This window comes from Citrobacter sp. On2M (assembly GCF_018035235.1).
Lineage (GTDB): Bacteria > Pseudomonadota > Gammaproteobacteria > Enterobacterales > Enterobacteriaceae > Citrobacter > Citrobacter meridianamericanus.
Map to the genome: position 1 here is coordinate 186,274 of NZ_WPCV01000001.1, position 22,477 is coordinate 208,750.

21 protein-coding genes are annotated in these 22,477 nt (G+C 52.9%); 10 read left to right on the forward strand and 11 right to left on the reverse strand.

All coding sequences use genetic code 11. The features are described 5' to 3' along the window. The first annotated feature begins 73 nt into the window (after window positions 1–73). Both yiaJ and On2M_RS00855 read left to right on the forward strand, forming a co-directional pair. A complete protein-coding gene (gene yiaJ, locus On2M_RS00850; protein ID WP_048213806.1) occupies window positions 74–889 on the forward strand; it encodes an IclR family transcriptional regulator YiaJ in 816 nt (271 codons plus the stop codon). 117 nt (window positions 890–1,006) lie between these two features. Then, window positions 1,007–1,480 carry a 4Fe-4S dicluster domain-containing protein gene (locus tag On2M_RS00855; RefSeq protein ID WP_005120516.1) on the forward strand — a complete coding sequence of 158 codons (474 nt, stop codon included), beginning with the start codon at window positions 1,007–1,009 and terminating at the stop codon, window positions 1,478–1,480. A gap of 35 nt (window positions 1,481–1,515) precedes the next feature. On the opposite strand, the gene avtA is transcribed toward On2M_RS00855, so the two are convergent. Together avtA and malS are read right to left on the reverse strand one after the other, a co-directional pair. Then, entirely contained in the window at window positions 1,516–2,808 is a 1,293-nt protein-coding gene (gene avtA / locus On2M_RS00860; protein ID WP_247604898.1) for a valine--pyruvate transaminase, read from the reverse strand. Window positions 2,809–2,940: 132 nt separating this feature from the next. Beyond that, a complete protein-coding gene (gene malS, locus On2M_RS00865) occupies window positions 2,941–4,971 on the reverse strand; it encodes an alpha-amylase (protein ID WP_210904153.1) in 2,031 nt (676 codons plus the stop codon). Window positions 4,972–5,287: 316 nt separating this feature from the next. On the opposite strand from malS, the gene On2M_RS00870 reads away from it, so the two are divergent. Further along, window positions 5,288–6,112, forward strand: a complete 825-nt coding sequence (locus On2M_RS00870) for a protein bax (protein WP_151216947.1) — start codon at window positions 5,288–5,290, stop codon at window positions 6,110–6,112. 73 nt (window positions 6,113–6,185) lie between these two features. On the opposite strand, the gene xylR is transcribed toward On2M_RS00870, so the two are convergent. Next, the gene (gene xylR / locus On2M_RS00875; protein ID WP_210904155.1) at window positions 6,186–7,364 is read right to left on the reverse strand and encodes a D-xylose utilization transcriptional activator XylR; all 1,179 of its coding nucleotides are present in this window, start codon (window positions 7,362–7,364) and stop codon (window positions 6,186–6,188) included. 361 nt (window positions 7,365–7,725) lie between these two features. Here xylR and xylA point away from each other — a divergent pair, with 361 nt between their 5' ends. From xylA to yiaB, 3 genes are all read left to right on the forward strand, one after another. Continuing rightward, a complete protein-coding gene (xylA, locus tag On2M_RS00880) occupies window positions 7,726–9,048 on the forward strand; it encodes a xylose isomerase (protein ID WP_151216944.1) in 1,323 nt (440 codons plus the stop codon). Window positions 9,049–9,119: 71 nt separating this feature from the next. Then, a complete protein-coding gene (gene xylB / locus On2M_RS00885; protein WP_151216943.1) occupies window positions 9,120–10,574 on the forward strand; it encodes a xylulokinase in 1,455 nt (484 codons plus the stop codon). Between the two features lie 167 nt (window positions 10,575–10,741). Beyond that, on the forward strand, window positions 10,742–11,095 hold the full coding sequence (yiaB, locus tag On2M_RS00890) for an inner membrane protein YiaB (protein ID WP_151223988.1): 354 nt from the start codon (window positions 10,742–10,744) through the stop codon (window positions 11,093–11,095). On the opposite strand, the gene On2M_RS00895 is transcribed toward yiaB, so the two are convergent. Then, window positions 11,092–12,087, reverse strand: coding sequence for an acyltransferase (locus tag On2M_RS00895; protein WP_210904157.1), 996 nt, complete (start codon window positions 12,085–12,087; stop codon window positions 11,092–11,094). The two genes, yiaB and On2M_RS00895, sit on opposite strands and share 4 nt — an antisense overlap. A 172-nt stretch (window positions 12,088–12,259) precedes the next feature. On the opposite strand from On2M_RS00895, the gene On2M_RS00900 reads away from it, so the two are divergent. The 3 genes from On2M_RS00900 to glyS all read left to right on the forward strand — a co-directional run bounded on the left by On2M_RS00900 (window position 12,260) and on the right by glyS (window position 15,648). Next, on the forward strand, window positions 12,260–12,562 hold the full coding sequence (locus tag On2M_RS00900; RefSeq protein ID WP_151223986.1) for a YsaB family lipoprotein: 303 nt from the start codon (window positions 12,260–12,262) through the stop codon (window positions 12,560–12,562). 95 nt (window positions 12,563–12,657) lie between these two features. Further along, window positions 12,658–13,569 carry a glycine--tRNA ligase subunit alpha gene (glyQ, locus tag On2M_RS00905; RefSeq protein ID WP_001168551.1) on the forward strand — a complete coding sequence of 304 codons (912 nt, stop codon included), beginning with the start codon at window positions 12,658–12,660 and terminating at the stop codon, window positions 13,567–13,569. 9 nt (window positions 13,570–13,578) lie between these two features. Beyond that, a complete protein-coding gene (gene glyS / locus On2M_RS00910; protein WP_210904159.1) occupies window positions 13,579–15,648 on the forward strand; it encodes a glycine--tRNA ligase subunit beta in 2,070 nt (689 codons plus the stop codon). Window positions 15,649–15,711: 63 nt separating this feature from the next. Here glyS and cueP read toward each other — a convergent pair whose 3' ends face one another. The 3 genes from cueP to On2M_RS00925 all read right to left on the reverse strand — a co-directional run bounded on the left by cueP (window position 15,712) and on the right by On2M_RS00925 (window position 17,217). Then, complete coding sequence (gene cueP, locus On2M_RS00915) at window positions 15,712–16,251, reverse strand: copper-binding periplasmic metallochaperone CueP (protein ID WP_210904160.1); 540 nt, start codon at window positions 16,249–16,251, stop codon at window positions 15,712–15,714. A gap of 184 nt (window positions 16,252–16,435) precedes the next feature. After that, window positions 16,436–16,648: an RNA chaperone/antiterminator CspA gene (gene cspA, locus On2M_RS00920; protein ID WP_000014594.1), complete on the reverse strand. Its 213-nt coding sequence runs from the start codon at window positions 16,646–16,648 to the stop codon at window positions 16,436–16,438. Window positions 16,649–16,926: 278 nt separating this feature from the next. Further along, complete coding sequence (locus On2M_RS00925; RefSeq protein WP_151216938.1) at window positions 16,927–17,217, reverse strand: HTH-type transcriptional regulator; 291 nt, start codon at window positions 17,215–17,217, stop codon at window positions 16,927–16,929. Between the two features lie 379 nt (window positions 17,218–17,596). Between On2M_RS00925 and On2M_RS00930 the strand changes: the two genes are divergently transcribed. Then, window positions 17,597–18,307 (forward strand): DUF3053 domain-containing protein, encoded by a 711-nt coding sequence (locus On2M_RS00930; protein ID WP_003837709.1) that lies wholly within the window; start codon window positions 17,597–17,599, stop codon window positions 18,305–18,307. Between the two features lie 67 nt (window positions 18,308–18,374). On the opposite strand, the gene ghrB is transcribed toward On2M_RS00930, so the two are convergent. The 4 genes from ghrB to On2M_RS00950 all read right to left on the reverse strand — a co-directional run bounded on the left by ghrB (window position 18,375) and on the right by On2M_RS00950 (window position 22,414). After that, window positions 18,375–19,349 (reverse strand): glyoxylate/hydroxypyruvate reductase GhrB, encoded by a 975-nt coding sequence (gene ghrB / locus On2M_RS00935; RefSeq protein ID WP_151223985.1) that lies wholly within the window; start codon window positions 19,347–19,349, stop codon window positions 18,375–18,377. Window positions 19,350–19,371: 22 nt separating this feature from the next. Continuing rightward, window positions 19,372–20,652 carry an MFS transporter gene (locus On2M_RS00940; RefSeq protein WP_151216936.1) on the reverse strand — a complete coding sequence of 427 codons (1,281 nt, stop codon included), beginning with the start codon at window positions 20,650–20,652 and terminating at the stop codon, window positions 19,372–19,374. 70 nt (window positions 20,653–20,722) lie between these two features. Continuing rightward, a complete protein-coding gene (locus On2M_RS00945) occupies window positions 20,723–21,661 on the reverse strand; it encodes a sugar kinase (protein WP_210904162.1) in 939 nt (312 codons plus the stop codon). A gap of 3 nt (window positions 21,662–21,664) precedes the next feature. Next, the gene (locus On2M_RS00950; protein WP_187259792.1) at window positions 21,665–22,414 is read right to left on the reverse strand and encodes a sugar phosphate isomerase/epimerase; all 750 of its coding nucleotides are present in this window, start codon (window positions 22,412–22,414) and stop codon (window positions 21,665–21,667) included. Window positions 22,415–22,477: the final 63 nt, after the last annotated feature.

Consider the following 22,477-nt stretch of genomic DNA (forward strand, 5'->3'; position numbering starts at 1 on the left):
TTTCGGTTCAGATCGTGAACTGAAACACACTTTGCGCTACCATCAGAGCGCGACGAAAAGGGGAGCGGAAGCGATGGGCACTAAAGAGAGTGAAATGACGCAAGACAAAGAGAGGCCAGCCGGAAGTCAGAGCCTGTTCCGTGGTTTGATGTTGATTGAGATTTTGAGCAACTATCCGAATGGTTGCCCGTTGGCGCATTTGTCTGAACTGGCAGGGCTGAACAAAAGTACCGTGCATCGACTGCTGCAAGGGCTGCAATCCTGCGGATATGTCACTCCCGCGCCAGCGGCGGGGAGTTATCGCCTGACCACCAAATTTATTGCCGTGGGTCAGAAGGCACTGTCGTCACTGAATATCATCCATGTTGCTGCGCCGCACCTTGAAGCGCTGAATATCGCCACCGGTGAAACCATCAACTTCTCCAGTCGTGAAGACGACCATGCGATTTTGATTTATAAGCTGGAACCGACAACGGGCATGCTGCGTACCCGCGCTTATATCGGTCAGCATATGCCGCTGTATTGCTCAGCGATGGGCAAAATTTATATGGCGTTTGGTCATCCGGACTATGTGGAATCTTACTGGCAGAGCCACCAGGATCTGATTCAGCCGCTGACCCGCAATACGATTACTGGTTTACCGGCCATGTACGATGAGCTGGCACAGATTCGCGAAAGCAGCATGGCAATGGATCGGGAAGAGAACGAGCTGGGGGTTTCCTGCATTGCCGTGCCGGTGTTTGATATTCATGGGCGGGTGCCGTACTCAGTATCGATTTCACTCTCTACCTCGCGCCTGAAGCAGGTCGGAGAAAAGAATTTACTCAAGCCGCTGCGGGAAACCGCGCAGGCCATTTCCAATGAGCTGGGCTTTACCGTTCGCGATTAGGCGCATGCCTGGCGTCGTTCAGGCACCTGACAAAATTTAACCGTTTCCCCTGTCCGATCAAAGCGACAAGGGTGACCTCTCTGGCACTCTGTGTTTTTCACGCAGAGGGAGGGGAAAATGAACGCGTTTATTATGGCGGATGCGGCAAAATGTATTGGGTGTCGTACCTGCGAAGTGGCCTGTGTCGTCGCGCATCAGCAAAACCAGGATTGTGCGTCGGTCTCTTCCACTGCGTTTACTCCGCGGATCCGCGTGATTAAAGATGACGCCTTTACGACGGCGGTCGCTTGTCATCAATGTGAAGATGCTCCTTGCGCGAATGTTTGCCCAACGCACGCTATTCGTCGTGAACATGGACATATCTTCGTTGAACAGGCGCGTTGTATTGGCTGTAAAAGCTGTATGCTGGCTTGTCCGTTTGGGGCAATGAATGTCGTCGCCCGCTCGTCACGGGTGCAGGCGATAAAATGCGATTTGTGCTGGCACCGTGAGGCGGGACCCGCGTGTGTCGAAGCCTGCCCGACCAGCGCGTTGCAGTGTATAGATGCGGTCAGCGTCCAGAAACAGCGTCTACGTTCCCAGCCGCTGTGAAAGTAGCCCGACCCGTGCCTGGGTCGGGTTTATCATCAGCCTTCCAGCCAGGCGCGTTCGATCTCTTCAGCCAGAATCTTCACTCCCGCTTCGATTTTCTCCGGCTCTGGCACGTAGTTCATCCGCATGCACTGATGCGTATGCGGCCAGGGTTTATCCAGCCCTGGGAAGAAGTAGTCGCCGGGAACCATCAGCACGCCACGCGCTTTCAGGCGCTGATACAGCAGTTCAGTAGTGATGGGTAAATCTTTGAACCACAGCCACAGGAAAATCGCGCCCTCTGGTTTATGAATCAGGCAGCGATCTTCAGGTAAATAGCGGCGAATGATCGCAATTGTCTCCTGTACGCGCTGGTAATAAAACGGTTTGATAACCGTCTCGGACAGACGCAAGAGGTCGTTGCGCTTAATCATTTCGCACATCATTGCCGGACCCATTCCGCCAGGTGCAAGGCTGATGATGCCGTTCATATTGGTGATAGCTGTGATGATTTTTTCATTGGCGATAATGATGCCACAGCGGGAACCCGGCAGACCCAGCTTCGAAAGACTCATGCACAGCACAATGTTGGGGTTCCACAACGGGCGTGCTTCGCTAAAGATGATGCCAGGGAACGGTACGCCATAGGCATTATCAATCACCAACGGGATCCCATGCTGGTTGGCCAGCCGATCCAGCTTCATCAGCTCGTCATCGGTGATCACGTTACCTGTCGGATTGGTCGGACGTGACACGCAGATCATGCCTGTCTCTTCACCGATGTGCAGGTGTTCAAAATCAACGTGATACTTAAACTGACCTTCCGGCAACAGTTCGATGTTCGGACGCGCGGAGACAAAGAGATCTTCTTCCAGCCCGGAATCGGCATAGCCAATGTATTCCGGTGCCAATGGGAACAACACTTTTCGGGTGGTTCCATCGGCGCGACGTCCGGCGAAGAGGTTGAATAAGTAGAAAAACGCGCTCTGACTGCCATTTGTCAGTGCAATATTTTGTGGCTCAATATCCCAACCCAGATTCTCACGTAGCAGTTTCGCCAGCTCAGACAGTAGCTCGGTTTTACCTTGTGGACCGTCATAATTACAAAGCGCATCAGTGGCTTTGCCGTTTTCCAGCATATCTGCCAGCAGAGAATGAAAGTAATTTTGCATCTCTGGAATTTGCGCTGGATTGCCGCCGCCGAGCATGATGGCGCCAGGGGTGCGTAAACCGTCGTTGAGGTCCTCCATCAGGCGTGTGATGCCTGAATGGCGGGTAAATTTGTCGCCAAAAAGTGAGAATGTCATAGCTGGTGGTCTGTCGAACTGAGTAATAAAGTGGCTAACCATAGCGCTACCCATAGCAGGGTGCAAATCAGGGGTATCAGGCTGGATTGATGTTTTATGCTGCCTAAACGTATCAGGCTGGTGAATTGTTTTGATCTGCGTCCGGCCAGATGACGACACCGGACGCTAGCCTGGTTAATGCTGGCCAGCCCACACCACCATGACTTTATCATCGCCATGTTCGCGGATAAATCCGTATCCCTGCTTCAAAGCCAGCGTGGTTTGTTGACCGGCGCCAATAGCGGAATGTCTGGCCCTGAACTGACTGATACGCTGCCAGTGCGCGACGCTGGTGGCAGATTTGCCGGTCACCTCCTGCCAGTTCATCTCTGAGCGTGTACCCTGTAATGGGTCAGAGCCGGTTGGGCCAAAAGGTCGGGCCGACTCGTCGCCATAAAAGAGCTGTACCGCGCCCGGCGCCAGCAGCAATAGCTCGGCGGCTTTGTCTCCACCTTCGCGGAACAACCGCGTATCGTGCGAGGAGAGATAACTCAGGACGTTGAAGTCCTGCAGTTTATCCGCCATCTGCTGCCAGATGAGATCCATGTTTGCCAGACAATCGACGGCCTTTGCCGCCTGTTCCTGATAGTCAAAATTGATCATCGCATCGAAGCCGTGACGGTAATAATCGCTCTGCATTACGCCGTGACCCCAGGCTTCGCCGGTCATCCAGAAGGGTTTATCATCCAGCGCTTTGTCCGGGTTGGCTTTCTTCCATTCGAGCAGTGCCGCGCTGGCCTGTGTTTTTAGCTGCTGCCAGGCGGGAAGCTCGACGTGTTTGGCGGTATCGACCCGAAAGCCGTCAATCCCATAATCTCGCACCCACTGGCTGAGCCAGTGGGTCAGATAATCCCGGGGGGTGTAACCAGCAATGGCTTTGGCGCGCGTATCCGGCTTGTGCTGATAAAAGTTTGGCAGCCCGGAAGGTGTGGTGGATTCGGTTTTCAGATCGGGCAGGAACGCCAGCGACATGGTCAGGTCATCAAAGCCAGGATTGTCGTAATCGCCAATATCGGTGCGGATCCAGTTTTTCCCCCACCATTTTTCCCAGCCGGCTTTATTGCTGAAGTTGATGTAATCATTAAAACTGTGCCAGCTCTGTCCGGCAGCGGGCTTCCAGTCCGTCCAGCGTTCCCCGAGCGTTTTTTTCAGCTCATCGCCCGATAGGTACAGTGCCCCAAACTGATACTCCTGCATATCCGCCAACGTGGCGTAGCCGGTATGGTTCATCACCACATCCAACAGGACACGGATGCCGCGCTGGTGTGCGCCATCAACCAGCGCACGCAGATCCGCTTCATTACCCATGTTGGCGTCAAGCGTGGTCCAGTCCTGGGTGTAGTAGCCGTGGTATGCGTAGTGGGGAAAATCTCCTTTGGCGCCGCCCCCAACCCAGCCGTGGATTTGCTCAAACGGTGCGCTGATCCACAGGGCGTTGACGCCCAGTTGTTGCAGGTAGTCGAGTTTACTGGTGAGGCCGCGCAAATCGCCACCGTGGAAAGTGCCAATTTCCTGCATGCCGTCGTTGCGACGTCCGTAGCTGTGGTCGTTGCTCGGATCTCCATTCACAAAGCGGTCCGTCAGGACGAAATATACCGTGGCGTTATGCCAGTCGAAAGCGGCGGGGGCATCGGTTTCTGCCCGTTCCAGCAGCAACAGTCCGTTACTGGTTGCGGCGGGTTGTAAGGTAATCGACCCGTTTTTTACTGTTGCCGTTTGCTGGCTGTAGAAATCGCGCACCACGGCACCTTCCGGGAAGGTCTGGCTCACGTCCAGCGTTAACGGCGAACCATCCCATTTTGGGCACTGGCGAATCTGGACGGTGGCGGGCCCTACGGTGTTTTTGACCGAGAGCATTAGCGTCGGTGTGCCGGACCGGGTATCGACTTCCAGCGTGTAATCGCCGTCTTTGAATAAACGCCACTGCGGCGGCGCGCCTTCACACGGTTTTAGCGATAGCATCTGGTTGAGTTTTATCGCATCGGCAGGCTGCCAGCACTGTTGGTCAAAATTCAGAATCAAAGGGCGAGTACCCTTCGTCAACGCTGCATGGCTGACGAATTTACCCGTACCTTCCGCTTCGAAGGTGGGAAGTTCTGGAGAAGTCCATGATGAGGCGATGGCAAAGCCGGGTATCAGCGCCAGCGCAACGGCGGCAAGTTTCATAATGCTGTCCTTGATGCTGCGATTTTCGCCAGTTTGCCAGTGAAATCAGGCCGGAAACTCCTCCTTTGAGTCGATTCCGCCAGGAGGAGAAGTGAGGGGGAGCTAACGCGTTCAAAAAATGAACTGATTTTGCGATAACCTCCACATTTTCTTCGAATTAATGGCGCCCTGAACCGTTAATGCGTGACATAGTTTCAGAATTGGACTATTCCTTTGGGTGCTCTTGACGGCTATTTTTGATATGATTTGAGATTCATCTCTCATTTTTGTGAAAAATATAAGGTGTTGGAATGCATAAATCCGACCAGGAGACCTAATGATATTGACTCCCATTCGACGATATGGGGCAATGATTCTTATGTTACTCACCGTGGTATTTTCGGGTGAGGCGCTGGCAAAGACACACACGGCGACAACGAGTCACAAGCCTCAGGTAATCAAGGCAAGTAATAAACAGGTAAGCAGTAAACAAGAGTATTCTCGCAATAGTGCAAAGAGTAGTTCACTTCCTGATTTGCGAAAATACCCTTCCGGAACACCAAGGAAAAAAGCGTTTCTCCGGACGGTTATGCCTTATATTACCAGCCAAAATGCTGCCATTACGGCGGATCGTAACTGGTTGATTTCAAAACAGTACCAGAACCGCTGGTCACCCACTGAGCGCACGCGTATGAAAGACATCGCGAAGCGCTACAAGGTGAGCTGGTCTGGCAACACGCGTAAAATTCCGTGGAATACGCTGCTTGAGCGCGTAGACATTATCCCGACTAGCATGGTTGCAACCATGGCTGCGGCCGAAAGCGGCTGGGGGACGTCGAAGCTGGCGCGTAGCAACAACAACCTGTTTGGCATGAAATGTGGCAAAGGTAGTTGCAATAACGCACCGGGTAAGGTGAAAGGCTATTCACAGTTTGAATCGGTGAAAGAGTCGGTAAATGCCTACGTCATTAACCTGAACACGCACCCGGCTTACTCTTCTTTCCGTAAGTCACGCGCGCAGTTGCGTAAGGCCGATCAGGAAGTCACCGCTACCGCGATGATCCATAAGCTGAAGGGGTATTCCACGAAAGGACAGAGCTACAACAACTATCTGTTCGCCATGTATCAGGATAACCAACGCTTAATCGCCGCACATATGTAATTTCGTGTGCTAATCCGGTCTACAAATCACCTTGTAGGCCGGATCAGACCAGGTAGCCATCCGGCAATTCCCTCTATAGCAACACTTCACTGTTCACATCGCGATACTCTTTTGGCGTCGTATCGTACTCTTTCTTAAAGACTGAATAGAAATACTGCAGCGACGGATAGCCGCACATCTGTGAAATTTCGTTGATCGAAAGCGTGGTAGAAACGAGCAGACTGCGCGCTTTTTCCAGCTTTTCGGCATGAATCACGGCGTGGATGGTCTCTCCGACCTCTTCTTTAAAGCGCTTCTCCAGATTCGAACGTGAAATTCCCACTGCATCCAGCACTTGTTCAACCTTAATCCCTTTACAGGCATGATTGCGAATAAAGTGCATGGCCTGAATTACGGCAGGATCGGTCAAGGAGCGGTAATCGGTTGAGCGCCGCTCTACCACGCGCACTGGAGGAACCAGAATGCGTTGTAGAGGCAGCACTTCATTCGCCAGCAAGCGGTGCAGGAGTTTTGCGGCCTGGTAGCCCATCTGCCTGGCTCCCTGAGCCACGGATGACAGCGCTACCCGCGACAGGTAACGGGTCAGTTCTTCGTTGTCTATTCCTATCACACACAGCTTTTCTGGTACCGGAATATGCAGGTGCTCGCAGACTTGCAGGACGTGTCGTGCCCGCGCGTCGGTGACCGCGATAATGCCGGTTTGAGGCGGCAACGTTTGTAGCCAGTCTGCCAGACGATTTTGCGCGTGCTGCCAGTTTTCCGGCGCAGTTTCCAGCCCCTGGTAGACGACGCCGCGGTACTTTTCTTTTGCCACCAACTGGCAAAACGCATATTCACGTTCCGCGGCCCAGCGTTTACCGCTTGACGAAGGCAGGCCGTAAAACGCAAAGCGGTTTACCCCTTTTTCTTTCAGATGCAGGAAAGCACTTTCTACCAGCGCGTGATTGTCGGTAGCAATGTAATGTACCGGGGGATAATCTTGCTCCCGATGGTAGGAACCCCCAACGCCGATGATTGGAACATCGACATCGGCAAGTAATTGTGCAATGTCATCATCGTCATAATCGGCAATAACGCCATCGCCGAGCCAGTCTTTAATATTATCAATACGGGCGCGGAAATCTTCCTCAATGAATATATCCCACTCGGATTGCGATGCCTGTAAATATTCACCCACTCCTTCTACCACCTGGCGGTCATAGGCTTTATTGGCATTAAATAACAGAGTGATGCGGTGACGTTTATCAAACATAAGAACCTGTCCTGGAAAGGTTAACGTGGGCCTGTCGATACTAGCAAAACCGCCGGTACGACTGCTTGATGAAGCGTGACAAATTTCCTGATTGCCTGAGGCCAGGCAAAATTTACATACAGCCAGCGGGAAGGCAATTGTCATTTTTAATCTACGCATTACGGTTTTTTGTTTAATGGCTAACCTTCGATCGCGATCGCTTTTTTATTTCTTCTTTCATCGCGTTTTTTTGGGAGCCAGCGCACGTTTGGGTATTCTCTTAATAGCGGTGTGAAATAACGTAATTGAGCAATAAATCAGGAAATTCCAGTATAGCCATATCGCAGTTTACTTACCGTATTACCTGATTATGGAGCTTATTATGCCGGCTTATTTTGACCAACTCGATCGCGTTCGTTTCGAAGGGACTAAATCTACTAACCCGCTCGCATTTCGCCATTACAATCCTGACGAAATCGTGTTGGGCAAACGCATGGAAGATCATCTGCGTTTTGCTGCCTGCTACTGGCATACCTTCTGCTGGAACGGTGCGGATATGTTCGGCATGGGCGCTTTCGATCGTCCGTGGCAGCAGCCTGGTGAAGCACTGGCGCTGGCGAAACGCAAAGCGGATGTGGCATTTGAGTTCTTTCACAAGCTGAATGTGCCTTACTACTGCTTCCATGACGTGGATGTCTCGCCTGAAGGGGCTTCACTGAAAGAGTACAAAAACAACTTTGCGCAGATGGTTGATGTGCTGGCGGCAAAACAGGAACAGAGCGGCGTGAAGCTGCTGTGGGGAACGGCAAACTGCTTCACCAACCCACGCTACGGCGCGGGCGCGGCAACGAATCCGGATCCGGAAGTATTCAGCTGGGCCGCCACGCAGGTGGTTACGGCCATGGATGCCACACATAAGTTAGGTGGCGAAAACTATGTCCTGTGGGGCGGTCGTGAAGGCTATGAGACGTTGCTGAATACCGATCTGCGTCAGGAGCGTGAGCAAATTGGTCGCTTCATGCAACTGGTGGTGGAACACAAACACAAAACCGGTTTCCAGGGTACCTTGCTTATCGAACCGAAGCCGCAGGAACCGACCAAGCACCAGTACGATTACGATGCGGCGACCGTCTACGGCTTCCTCAAGCAGTTCGGTCTGGAAAAAGAGATCAAACTGAATATTGAAGCTAACCATGCCACGCTGGCGGGCCACTCGTTCCATCACGAAATCGCCACCGCTATTGCGTTGGGTCTGTTTGGCTCTGTCGATGCCAACCGTGGTGACGCGCAGCTGGGCTGGGACACTGACCAGTTCCCGAACAGCGTAGAAGAGAATGCGCTGGTGATGTACGAAATCCTGAAAGCGGGCGGTTTCACCACCGGTGGCCTGAACTTCGATGCCAAAGTGCGTCGTCAGAGTACCGATAAATACGATCTGTTCTATGGTCATATTGGCGCGATGGATACCATGGCACTGTCGCTGAAAATTGCAGCGCGCATGATTGAAGACGGTGGTCTGGACCAGCGCGTGGCAAAACGTTATGCCGGTTGGAATGGTGAGCTGGGCCAGCAAATTCTGAAAGGGCAGATGACGCTGACGGAAATTGCGCAGTACGCTGAACAACATAACCTGGCGCCAGTGCACCAGAGCGGTCATCAGGAATTGCTGGAAAATCTGGTGAACCATTATTTGTTCGATAAATAACGGGTCTCTGAGAGCGTCCGTAAGCCCGGTAAGCTCGCGCTACCGGGCCTTTCTTTAAGGAACGATGCCTTATGTATATCGGGATAGATCTTGGCACATCAGGCGTAAAGGCCATTCTGCTTAACGAGCTGGGGGATGTGGTCGCTTCGCACACGGAGAAACTCACCGTTTCGCGCCCGCATCCATTATGGTCTGAACAAGACCCTGAGCAGTGGTGGTTGGCAACGGATCGGGCTGTGAAAGCATTGGGTCACCAGCATTCACTTCGCGAGGTGAAAGCACTGGGGATTGCCGGACAGATGCACGGTGCGACGCTACTGGATGAGCAACAGAAGATATTGCGTCCGGCTATTCTGTGGAACGATGGTCGCTGTGCTGAAGAGTGCGTCATGCTTGAGGAGCGGGTTCCGCAATCGCGTGGCATCACCGGTAACCTGATGATGCCTGGCTTTACCGCGCCAAAGCTGCTGTGGGTGCAGCGCCACGAACCGGAGATTTTCAGCCGGGTTGATAAAGTCCTGCTACCGAAAGATTATCTGCGCCTGCGTATGACCGGCGATTTCGCCAGCGATATGTCCGATGCGGCAGGTACCATGTGGTTGGATGTCGCGAAGCGTGACTGGAGTGATGTCATGCTGGCCGCCTGTCAACTGACCCGTGCGCATATGCCTGAGCTTTATGAAGGTAGTGAGATTACCGGAACATTGTTGCCGGAGGTCGCCAGGGCCTGGGGAATGCAGGAGGTTGCGGTGGTTGCCGGAGGCGGTGATAACGCGGCGGGAGCGGTTGGCGTCGGCATGATGAATGCCGGTCAGGCAATGTTATCGCTGGGGACTTCAGGGGTCTATTTTGCGGTCAGTGATGGTTTTCTCAGCAAACCGGAAAGCGCGGTCCATAGTTTTTGCCATGCTTTACCTGAAAGATGGCACCTGATGTCCGTGATGCTAAGTGCGGCATCCTGCCTGGACTGGGCGGCAAAATTAACCGGGCTGGCGAGCGTTCCTGCGTTGATTGCCGCAGCGCAACAGGCGGATGAACACGCTGAGCCGGTCTGGTTTTTACCCTATCTGTCCGGCGAACGTACGCCACACAACAACCCTCAGGCGAAGGGTGTATTTTTTGGTCTGACGCATCAGCATGGTCCGGCGGAACTGGCTCAGGCGGTGCTGGAAGGCGTGGGTTTTGCGCTGGCTGACGGTATGGACGTGGTACATGCCTGCGGCGTGCAGCCTGCCAGTATTACGCTGATTGGCGGCGGGGCACGCAGTGAGTACTGGCGTCAGATGCTGTCTGACATCAGTGGATTGCAGCTGGATTACCGTACCGGCGGCGATGTCGGCCCTGCACTCGGCGCGGCGCGACTGGCGCAAATTGCCATGAATACGCAGCGGCCTTTATCAGACCTACTGCCTCAGCTTACGCTGGAGCAGGCGCATTATCCTGACGCCGGGCGCCACGCGCTGTACCAACAGCGTCGGGAAACCTTCCGCCGAATCTATCAGCAATTACAGCCGCTGATGTCCTGACCCTAAATCCCCTCTGGTAAACAGAGGGGATTTATCAAATGTATATTTCAATCAAACAAATAACCATCACGCATGAATTTATTCTGAAAGTCCGGCGTAGTGGCATTTTTCTGTGTTGTCTGTAGTGGGTTATTCATATTGTATCTCTGATGGATAAGGAGATCCCAATGAAGACGACAAGGCTGTTGCCATGGATACTATTCCTCTCTGGCGCACTGATTTACGTTATTGGCCTATGGCGGGCGTGCCCGTTATTGAGCGGCAAAGGCTATTTTTTCGGCGTGCTGATGACGGGAATGTTTGTGACCTACGCTTATCAACGTGCTGTAAATCTCAATCAGAACGACGAACGCTTCGCTTCCGTGTGTCAGATGGTGGCGCTCATAACGATTGGATTGTTGCTGGTGGGCGTATGGAATGCCCCGGTATCGTCCCTCGAAAAGGGGCTGTACCCGGTGGCATTCATCATATGTCTACTGGGGCAAGTTTTGTTGCTGCGTCTGCAATATATGGGGGATTAACTTACCAACCTGCGCGTATCGATGCGCTGCAACAATATGGACAACAGTAAACTTCCTGCCAGCGTGGCGCTGAAAATCCACAGCATATCCAGCGGTGGCCAGTTCTTGAATTCTATACCGTTGGTGCGCAACGCGTGAATGATCAGCGCATGAAAGCCATAAATTCCTAATGAGTGGCGGGAAATAAGGCCCAGTACCGGCAGAGTGCGCGTGCTGAGCGTATTTTTGACCAGTGTCAGGAGTGAGGCTGCACAAATAAACACTGCCGGGCCGCAGTAGAGGTACCAGGTATCGGCAAAATTGCCTCGCCAGCGCAGTTCATGCAACGTGCCTCGAGAAATAATAAACACGGCGGTGATGAATAACGCCGCACAGAGCCAGGTGAGCGCGCGCTTTTGCGTATCCATCATGCCAATCGCCCGGCCCAGCATGCCGTACACGATGTAGTAGAAAGTGTCGCCGCTGATGTACAGGTTGACCGGAAGCCACTCAAAGCCGCCAATTTTTTGCGAGACGGTGTTGGGATTGGCAATCACACCTATCACCACCATGAGTGCCAGCAGCATCTTGCCGCTGATGTTTTTTACCTGTATCAGCGGCGAAATCAGGTAGATAACGGCGATCGCGAAGAAAAACCACAGGTGATAGAACACCGGCTTTTGCAACAAGTTTTTCAGCGACAGCTCAGCGTTGATCGAGGTAAACAGCAGGATATAGGCCAACGCCACGCTGCTGTAAAACAAAATGCAGAGCGCGATGCGCGTGAAATGGCGCGGTTTGGCGCTGCGCTCGCCAAAAAACAGATAGCCCGAAATCATAAAGAACAGCGGGACGCTGACGCGAGAGGCGGAATTGAGCACGTTGGCCAGATCCCAATTCAACAGGCTGACGCTTTGCGCATTAGTGATATACCAGGTCGTGGTGTGGATCATCACGACCATAAGACAGGCGATCCCGCGCAGATTATCAATCCAGTAAATTTTGGGCTGCATCAGTTCCTCTGTATCCATTAAAAAAAGTCTGACCGAAATTTTGCATGCGTAGCTCACTGGAATAATCCGAGTTCTTACGCTAAAGCTTGAGATGGTCTGATGAGATTCTGAAAATAGGATCCGTTTCCAGACACTAATAATAAGACTGACCAGCAAACCAGGCGGTAATAAAATGATGATGAAGTATTTCTTTCCCGCGTTCGCGACCCTTTTGCTGGTGGCGTGCGCCGACACACCGCCGCCCGCGCAGAAGGCGCAAAAGGTTAAGGTCAATGCAACGCGCTCGCTGGATATGGAGTCACTGTGCAAAAATGAGGCGGCACAGATTTATAACACTGACGCGCTGAAAATTGATATCTCCGGCCTGGAACAATTCCAGGGCAGCTATGAGATGCGGGGTTCGACCTTCCGTAAAGAGAGTTTTGTCTGCTCTTTTGATGCAGACGGGCAGTTTTTGCACCTTTCCATGCGCTAAGTTCCCCCTTTTTCCCGTTTCGTACTGTATATCTTGCAGCCAGCGGGTATACTGACCGCTTCCTTTAAATCCACACGTATCCAGCACGAAATAATATGCAAAAGTTTGATACCAGGACCTTCCAGGGCTTGATCCTGACCTTACAGGATTACTGGGCTCGCCAGGGCTGCACCATTGTTCAACCATTGGACATGGAAGTCGGCGCGGGGACATCTCACCCAATGACCTGCCTGCGTGCGCTAGGGCCGGAACCGATGGCGACTGCTTATGTGCAGCCTTCCCGTCGTCCGACCGATGGCCGCTATGGCGAAAACCCGAACCGCTTACAGCACTACTATCAGTTCCAGGTAGTGATTAAGCCGTCACCGGACAACATTCAGGAGCTGTACCTGGGTTCTCTGAAAGAGCTGGGTATGGACCCGACCATTCACGATATTCGTTTCGTGGAAGATAACTGGGAAAACCCGACGCTGGGTGCCTGGGGTCTGGGTTGGGAAGTGTGGCTGAACGGCATGGAAGTGACGCAGTTCACCTACTTCCAGCAGGTTGGTGGTCTGGAATGTAAACCCGTGACCGGGGAAATTACCTACGGTCTGGAACGTCTGGCCATGTACATTCAGGGCGTAGACAGTGTTTACGACCTGGTCTGGAGCGACGGCCCGCTGGGTAAAACCACCTACGGCGACGTGTTCCATCAGAATGAAGTGGAGCAATCCACCTACAACTTTGAATACGCTGACGTGGACTTCCTGTTCACCTGCTTCGAGCAGTACGAGAAAGAAGCGCAGCAGCTTCTGGCGTTGGAAAACCCGCTGCCGCTGCCTGCGTATGAGCGCATTCTGAAAGCCGCCCATAGCTTCAACCTGCTGGATGCGCGTAAAGCCATCTCCGTCACCGAGCGTCAGCGCTACATCCTGCGCATTCGCACCCTGACCAAAGCAGTGGCAGAAGCTTACTACGCTTCCCGTGAAGCCCTTGGCTTCCCGATGTGCAACAAAGACAAATAAGAGGCGGCCATGTCTGAGAAAACTTTTCTGGTGGAAATCGGCACTGAAGAGCTGCCACCAAAAGCACTGCGCAGCCTGGCTGAGTCCTTTGCTGCGAACGTTACCGCGGAGCTGGACAACGCTGGCCTCGCACACGGCAACGTAGAGTGGTTCGCCGCTCCACGTCGTCTGGCGCTGAAAGTAGCTGCCCTTGCTGAATCTCAACCGGACCGTGAAGTTGAAAAACGCGGCCCGGCCATTGCCCAGGCGTTTGACGCGGAAGGCAAACCGAGCAAAGCGGCAGAAGGTTGGGCGCGCGGTTGCGGTATCACGGTTGATCAGGCTGAGCGTCTGGCCACCGACAAAGGCGAATGGCTGCTGTATCGCGCGCATGTGAAAGGCGAAAGCGCTGAAACGCTGTTGCCGAACATGATCGCCACCTCACTGGCGAAACTGCCGATCCCGAAACTGATGCGCTGGGGCGCGTCTGACGTTCACTTCGTGCGTCCGGTTCACACCGTGACCCTGCTGCTGGGCGACAAAGTCATCCCGGCAACGATTCTGGGTATCCAGTCCGATCGCGTGATCCGCGGCCATCGTTTTATGGGCGAGCCGGAATTCACCATCGATTCTGCCGATCAGTACCCGGAAATCCTGCGTGAGCGCGGCAAAGTGATTGCGGATTACGCTGAACGTAAAGCGAAAATCAAAGCCGATGCTGAAGAGGCGGCTCGTAAAATTGGCGGCAACGCCGATCTGAGTGAAAGCCTGCTGGAAGAGGTCACCTCACTGGTGGAATGGCCGGTTGTTCTGACCGCGAAGTTCGAAGATAAATTCCTCGCTGTTCCGTCTGAAGCGCTGGTACACACCATGAAAGGTGACCAGAAGTACTTCCCGGTTTATGCGAACGACGGCAAATTGTTGCCGAACTTTATCTTTGTGGCCAACATCGAATCAAAAGATCCGACCCAGATTATCTCTGGCAACGAGAAAGTGGTTCGTCCGCGTCTGGCGGATGCCGAATTCTTCTTCAATACCGACCGTAAAAAACGTCTGGAAGACCATCTGCCGCGTCTGCAAACCGTGCTGTTCCAACAGCAACTGGGTACGCTGCGCGACAAGACTGACCGTATCCAGGCGCTGGCGGGCTGGATTGCTGGTCAAATTGGCGCTGACGTTAACCACGCAACGCGAGCTGGCCTGCTGTCCAAGTGCGACCTGATGACCAACATGGTCTTCGAGTTCACCGACACCCAGGGCGTGATGGGAATGCACTACGCGCGTCACGATGGCGAAGCGGAAGATGTTGCCGTGGCGCTGAACGAGCAGTATCAGCCGCGTTTTGCCGGTGATGACCTGCCGTCTAACCCGGTGGCTTGTGCCGTGGCGATTGCTGACAAGATGGACACCCTGGCGGGTATCTTCGGTATTGGTCAGCATCCGAAAGGCGACAAAGATCCGTTTGCGCTGCGTCGTGCCGCGCTGGGCGTGCTGCGTATCATCGTTGAGAAGAACCTGAATCTGGATCTGCAAACGCTGACGGAAGAGGCTGTTCGTCTGTATGGCGACAAGCTGACCAACGCCAACGTGGTGGATGACGTTATCGACTTTATGCTCGGTCGCTTCCGCGCCTGGTATCAGGATGAAGGTTACACCGTCGATACCATCCAGGCCGTGCTGGCGCGTCGTCCGACTCGTCCGGCTGATTTCGATGCGCGTATGAAGGCTGTTTCGCACTTCCGTACGCTGGAGGCTGCGTCCGCGCTGGCTGCCGCGAACAAGCGCGTATCAAATATTCTGGCGAAGTCTGAAGAAACGTTGAATGACCGTGTGAATGCGGCAACGCTGAAAGAGCCGGAAGAAATTGCGCTGGCGATGCAGGTTGTGGTGCTGCGCGATAAGCTGGAGCCTGTTTTCGCCGCTGGACATTACCAGGAAGCGCTGGTTGAGTTATCAGCACTGCGTGAACCGGTTGATGCGTTCTTCGAAAAAGTGATGGTTAATGTAGAAGATAAAGATCTGCGTATTAACCGTCTATCCATGCTCGAAAAACTGCGCGAACTGTTCCTGCGCGTGGCGGATATTTCGCTGCTGCAGTAACGGTCCTGAGCTGACTTAGAAAATGCCGGATAAGCAATTGCGCCATCCGGCTTTTTTTTGTTGTTAGCGCAATTGTAATTTAGTCAGACAGGTCTGGCTGTCTTCCATGGTTTTAATGGGATACTCCGCTTTTTTGCCGTTGTAGCTTACTGCGATTGTGCCTGCCATATTGCGCGGTAGCCAAACCCCGACGAAGCCATTTCGACCACTCTTCATCTCTTTTTGTAGCACCACATCACCCTTGTTATCCGTGACTTTGACATTGAATTTCTGCTCCGGCATTTCGCCCTGGCAACCGGAAAGGCTGTGGTTGAAGCAAGGATGTGTTTGCCATTCATAAGGGGCAAATGACAGATAGAACTTGTCACCGAGTGGCAGGGTATAGATCTGATCGCCCGAAGAGAGCTTCAGTTCAGTGCTGGTGATGGATGCCGAGTACGGCAGCGGGCGGCTCTGGGGAGACTGGTCAATGGCCTCGACGATTTGCTCGACGGATTTTCCGCTGAGCCCGTGTTCCGCCAAAAAAGTGGCTTCCGGAGTTGCCGCGAACACGCTACCGGTGGTGAGTAAACCTAAAGCCAGCAGCAATGAGGATTTCGACATAGCTTCAATTCCTTGTGAACGTTGTGGAATACAGACTGGCTCACTATAAAGCTTGCCCTTAGGGAAAGGTCAAAGGGGCGACGGGTAAAGTAATGCAAAGACGTGTGGGCGAGGCGTTGTACGAACTATAAATAAAAAAATCCCCGCCGTTCGGCAGGGATTCAGAATTTTGAGCTTTTTAAGCTTACAGGCTGGTTACGTTGCCAGCTGCCGGGCCTTTAGCGCCGCTTTCGATGGTGAAGGAAACTTTCTGACCTTCGTCCAGAGATTTGTAGCCATCGTTCTGGATAGCAGAGAAGTGTACGAACACGTCTTTAGAGCCATCGTCAGGAGTGATGAAGCCGAAACCTTTGTCAGCGTTGAACCATTTTACGATACCAGTCATTTTACCGGACATAGTGTATTACCTTTTAAAAAATAAGTGTGCCTTTCGGCGATATGGCGTGCTTTACAGATTTTTTAACAGTAAAGGAAATGCTCACTACGAGGGTATCAACGATAACTCTTGAAGGGACTTGCCTTACTAACTGCTGTAATGGTCTGTACGTCAAACCGTTGAGGGCATTAACTCATTTTACGCATGTGGATGCAACTACTATTTTCTTTTTTGTGGATAACCTTCTTAAGGGAACGGCCCTTTTACAGGACCGTTATGAAGTAAAATTAAAAAATAGTTCAATCCATCAATTGCTTACTTAATCTCGGGTCTGCCTGAATCAGACGCATCAGCTTCAATTCGGTACTGGAAGGCTTAACGCGTTTAGACTCCCATTCGTGAACCATCGCGACCGTCACGCCCATTGCCCGGGCAAAATCGTCTGTTTTTAAACCTGTCCCTCGTCGTAGCTGTTCAAATTCAGTGAAAGGGTTGGTTTTTTGCGTCAGAGCGACGGTCTGCGATACATCTTTAAAAACAATCTGCTCCAGACTGCTTAGCAGTTCAAACATAGGATCTTTGTATTCCATTGAGAACTCCTATAAATCACACAGCGGGATCGTGAATTTTCTCGAAGCTCATTAAGAGTAGTCGCAAAAAATGAAGTCGGATTTGGGGTTTGAGAGGTGGATTCGTTTCAGCAGGTAGTGGGTAACAATCTTTCGCAGGCTAACAAACTGATAAAGGTCGGGATCTCGAACGATCGACCCCGATTGTAAAGATGACTAAAATATGATGACGCGCAGTGAATGGCGCATTGTTTCGCAAAACGCAGGATGGCCAGAACGGTTATTTTCCCCCACAAGATTACGCGGAAAGGGTATCTTGCGGGGCTGACCTGGACTATCCTTGTCAACGTCAGGCACGCGGGTGTCGTTGTGCGCATTTTTGGGTGAAAGGAGTATTAAAATGGCGACAGGTAAGTCCTGCTCTCGCTGGTTTGCGCCTGTTTTGGCGCTCTTAATGGTAGTTGGCCTGAGTGGGTGTTTTGATAAAGAAGGCGATCAGCGCAAAGCGTTTATCGATTTTCTGCAGAATACTGCAATGCGTAGTGGAGAGCGTTTACCAACGCTGACCGCAGATCAGAAAAAACAGTTTGGCCCGTTTGTGTCCGATTACGCGATTCTGTATGGCTATTCGCAGCAGGTTAATCAGGCGATGGACTCCGGTCTGCGCCCGGTGGTTGATAGCGTGAATGCGATTCGTGTTCCTCAGGATTATGTGACTCAGCGTGAACCGCTGCGTCAGGCAAATGGTGCGCTGGGCGTGTTAGGGCAACAGTTGCAGAATGCGAAACTGCAGGCGGATGCTGCGCATGGCGCACTGAAGCAGGGCGAGGATCTGAAGCCGGTCTTTGACCAGGTTTACAATAAAGTTGTCACTGTACCTGCAGAGGCGTTACAGCCGCTGATCCCTGCCGCGCAAATCTTCACGCAGCAGTTAGTGCAGGTTGGTGATTTTGTGGCGCAGCAGGATACGCAGGTGAGCTTTGTCGCCAACGGTATCCAGTTCCCAACGTCGCAGCAGGCAAGTCAGTACAACACGCTGATTGGCCCGTTGGCTTCTCAACATCAGGCATTTAACCAGGCCTGGACTGCTGCGGTGAATGCCGCTCAGTAATTAAGCCGCTGTAAGAGCTGTAAGATATGGAAGGCCGGGTGAGCGTAAGTGCTACCCGGCCTTTTGTTTATCGCGTGACTTGCGGGTTCACGCAGTTCTTCTCAACGCGTCCTTGCAGCGCATCGATTAAGTTATCCACCGCACAGGCCGCCATGTTATAGCGTGTTTCGTGCGTGGCTGAGCCAATGTGCGGCACGGCAACCACGTTTGGCAACGACAGCAGCGGTGAGTCTGCCGGTAATGGCTCCTGCTCAAACACATCCAGGCCAGCAGCATGAATTTCACCGTTTTGCAGGGCAGCAATCAACGCTTTTTCATCGACCACCGGCCCGCGTCCGGCGTTTATGAAAATGGCGGAAGACTTCATTTTGGCAAATTGTTCGCGACTGAACAGATGATGCGTTTCTTCGGTTAACGGCAGGATAAGGCAGACAAAATCGGACTCCTGCAACAGCGTATCAAGATCGCAGTAGCGCGCGTTGAAGCGCTCTTCCGCTTCCTGATGATGGCGGCGGGCGTTATAGAGAATCGGCATGCTAAAGCCGAAATGCGCCCGTTGCGCCAGCGCCAGCCCAATACGGCCCATGCCAACAATCCCCAGCGTTTTGTGGTGCACATCCGTACCAAACCAGTCCGGCCCGATACTTTTGGTCCATTCACCAATTTTCACCCGTTCAGCCACTTCCACCACGCGGCGAGCGGTGCTTAACACCAGCGCCATCACCGTATCAGCGACGGTTTCCGTCAGTACGGTTGGCGTGTGCATCAGCAGCACCTTACGGGTGTTAAGAGCTTCGACGTCGAAGTTGTCATAGCCGACGGAAATCGTGGAGGTCGCACGCAGTTTCGGCATTTTCTCCAGTAGAGCGGTATTGACGGCTTCACTGGAGCCCAGTAGACCTTCCGCATTGGCAAAAGCTTCGGCGTGCTGTGCGACGGTTTCCGGGCGCAGGTTAGGCACACGTGTCACAGTAAAATGCTCTTCCAGGCGATGCAGTAAATCGTCAGGTAACGCTTTATAGAGAATAATGGACGGTTTCATGCGAATCTCCGTAAGTTAAAATTTAAGCGTGGCGTGCGCCAATAGGTAGCTGTTGATTATTAGCAGGCTTAACGATCAAAGTTAGCCACACTGAGACAAAAAGCGCTACCCCCATAAAAATGTACGACGCGGACGGGCTGCCGGTTGCGCCATTGAGGTAGCCGACAAACCATGAACCAAAGAATGAGCCTAGCGCGCCCATACTGTTAATCAGCGCCATTGCACCCCCGGCAACGTTACGCGGCAGCATTTCAGGAATGATGGCAAAGAAAGGACCATAAGGGGCATACATGGCCGCGCCCGCAATCACCAGTAGGGTGTAAGAAATCCAGAAGTGGTCTGCACCCACGGCCCAAGAGCCGATAAAAGCGAAAGCAGCTATCAGTAACAGTGGCCAGACAAACAGCTTACGATTTTGCAGTTTATCGGAGGCCCAGGAGACGAGGATCATTGCTGCCGTCGCCGCCAGATAAGGTACGGATGACAGCCAGCCAACCTCAACCATCCCCAGATTTGCGCCGCCGTTGCGGATAATGGACGGCAGCCACAGAACAAAACCATAGACCCCAATACTCCAGGCGAAATACTGCATGCACAGCAGGATCACGTTACGTGAGCGGAAGGCTTCGCTATAGTTACGCACAGCTTTGATGCCTTGCTGCTCTTTTTCCAGCTGTGCCTGAAGGGCGGCTTTTTCAGACTCTGACAGCCAGCCGACCTGAGACGGTTTGTCTTTTACCAGTACCCACCAGCAGAATGCCCAGATGATGGCCGGGAATCCCTCGATGATGAACATTTCCCGCCAGCCCAGCGCCTGAATCAGATATCCGGAAACCACAGACATCCACAGGACAGTGACTGGGTTACCGAGGATCAGAAAGGTATTAGCACGCGAACGCTCGGACTTCGTAAACCAGTTACTGATATAAATCAGCATTGCGGGCATGACCGCGGCTTCAACGACACCAAGAATAAAGCGGATGGCGGCAAGCATTGGAATATTGCTGACCATGCCGGTTAACGATGCGCATGCGCCCCAGAGAATTAGACAGATAAAAATCAGTTTTCGCACGCTGCGGCGTTCGGCGTAAATTGCGCCTGGGATCTGAAAGAAGAAATAGCCGAGGAAAAACAGCGCGCCCAGTAGGGAAGAGATCCCTTTAGTAATGCCGAGATCTTCATTGATACCGGCGGCGGAGGCGAAGCTGAAGTTCGCGCGGTCAAGGTACGCCAGGCTGTACGTGATAAACACGATTGGCATGATGTACCACCAGCGTTTTGCTGCATTGGTTGAGCTATTCATAGACTGCCCTCTGGTTATGCTGATACGCCGCCTCTGAATGTAGGGTACAGAGACAGAGTTGGTCGGGAATTTATTCCCCTAATTGTTCACGTGTGGGTAATCCTTCGCTGTCGCCCTGAACCTGAATGGCCAGTGCGCCAATTTTATTGCCACGAGTCACCGCCTGATGCAGCGAACGCCCTTCCAGCAGGGCACTGATAACGCCAACGGCAAAGCCATCGCCTGCGCCGACCGTATCGACTACGTTGTCGACTTTTACCGGTGCGACGCAGCCTTGTTCGCCGCTGGCGGTTTTGTACCAGGCACCATCAGCCCCGGTTTTGATAATCACGGCCTTCACCCCATGGCGCAGATAAAAGTCGGAGATGGCTTCAGGCGTCTGCTGACCGGTTAAAATCATGCCCTCTTTTAACCCAGGTAAAACCCAGTCAGCCTGGAACGCCAAACGGTTCAGTTTTTCCACCATTTCAGCTTCGCTTTTCCACAGCACTGGGCGTAAATTCGGGTCGAACGAGATGCTCTTCCCTTGCGCTTTCAGTGTGCGGGCGGTATGGGCTAACAGTTCATAAGAGCTGGCAGAAAGCGCAGCCGCTACGCCGCTCAGGTGCAGGTGGCGTGCGCTGGCGAAGTAAGCTTCGTGATAATCCTCAATGCTGAGGTGGCTGGCAGCAGAACCTTTGCGGAAGTATTCCACAATGGGATCGGTTCCATTTTCGACCTTAGATTTAAGCTGAAAGCCGGTAGCGTAACGGCCATCCCGGGTGACTCCCTGCGCATCAATCCCTTCTTTTTCCAGCGACTTAACGATAAAACGGCCAAAACTGTCGTTGCCAACGCGGCTTACCCAACCGACCTTCAGGCCCAGCCGGGCAAGACCGGTCGCCACATTGAGTTCAGCGCCAGCAACGCGCTTGATAAACTGCTCCACATCCGCCAGTTCGCCGGTTTGCGTGGCGACAAACATCGCCATCGCTTCACCAATCGTTACCACATCCAATGAATTTTTCATGCGTTACTCCTTGCGTAACAGCTCGACGTAATGGCGGGTAACCGCCGTCAAATCCTGCCCTTCCAGGGGAAACTCAATGCCGCGTGGGACATCGCCGGGCAGCGTTTTCAACAGCGCCAGCCAGCGCGGATCGGCTGCATCAGGCGGCACGGCACGGTAGCTATCGCGATGCGTCACTGCGGCTTTGACATGGATATACCCAACGGTTGACGCCAGTTTCTGCGCCGCCAGTTCCGGGGAGTCGCCCACCCACAGCCAGTTGCCCATATCGAAGGTCAGAGATATCGGCAGATTCTGCGTCTGGCAGGCCTGGTTAAAGCGCTGCATCGGCTGCAGGCGTCCGCAGGTTGTCTGATCGTTTTCGACAACCAGTTCCATTCCGCTGTTGTCCAGCCATTCACGTAAAACGTTGAACTGTTCGGTATGGGAGAAATGACCGAGGGAGACTTTTAGCCACAGCGCCTGAAGGGTCTGCGCTTCTTCGAGTAACGCGGGAAGTCGGGGATTGAGGCTACCGTCCTTAAGGAACAGTGACTCAGGGGCTGAGTAACAGGCCAGCAGGCCGAAAATTTCGATAGCAGAGGCCATCGTGGACAGCGTGTGCAGCTCGGCATCGGTCAGCAACTCGCGGCGAATTTCGACGCCGTCAGCACCGGCTTCGGCAATAATAGGCAACATTGCCGTTTGCCCGCCTGCGATCCGTACCTGGTCGTGGCCGTAGGCGGCAGTGACCACCATAATTTTTCTTTTCATGGAAACTCCAGACTAGCGTTCTTGCTATAACGCTAGATGGAACCGGTTCCAAAGAAAAGTTAA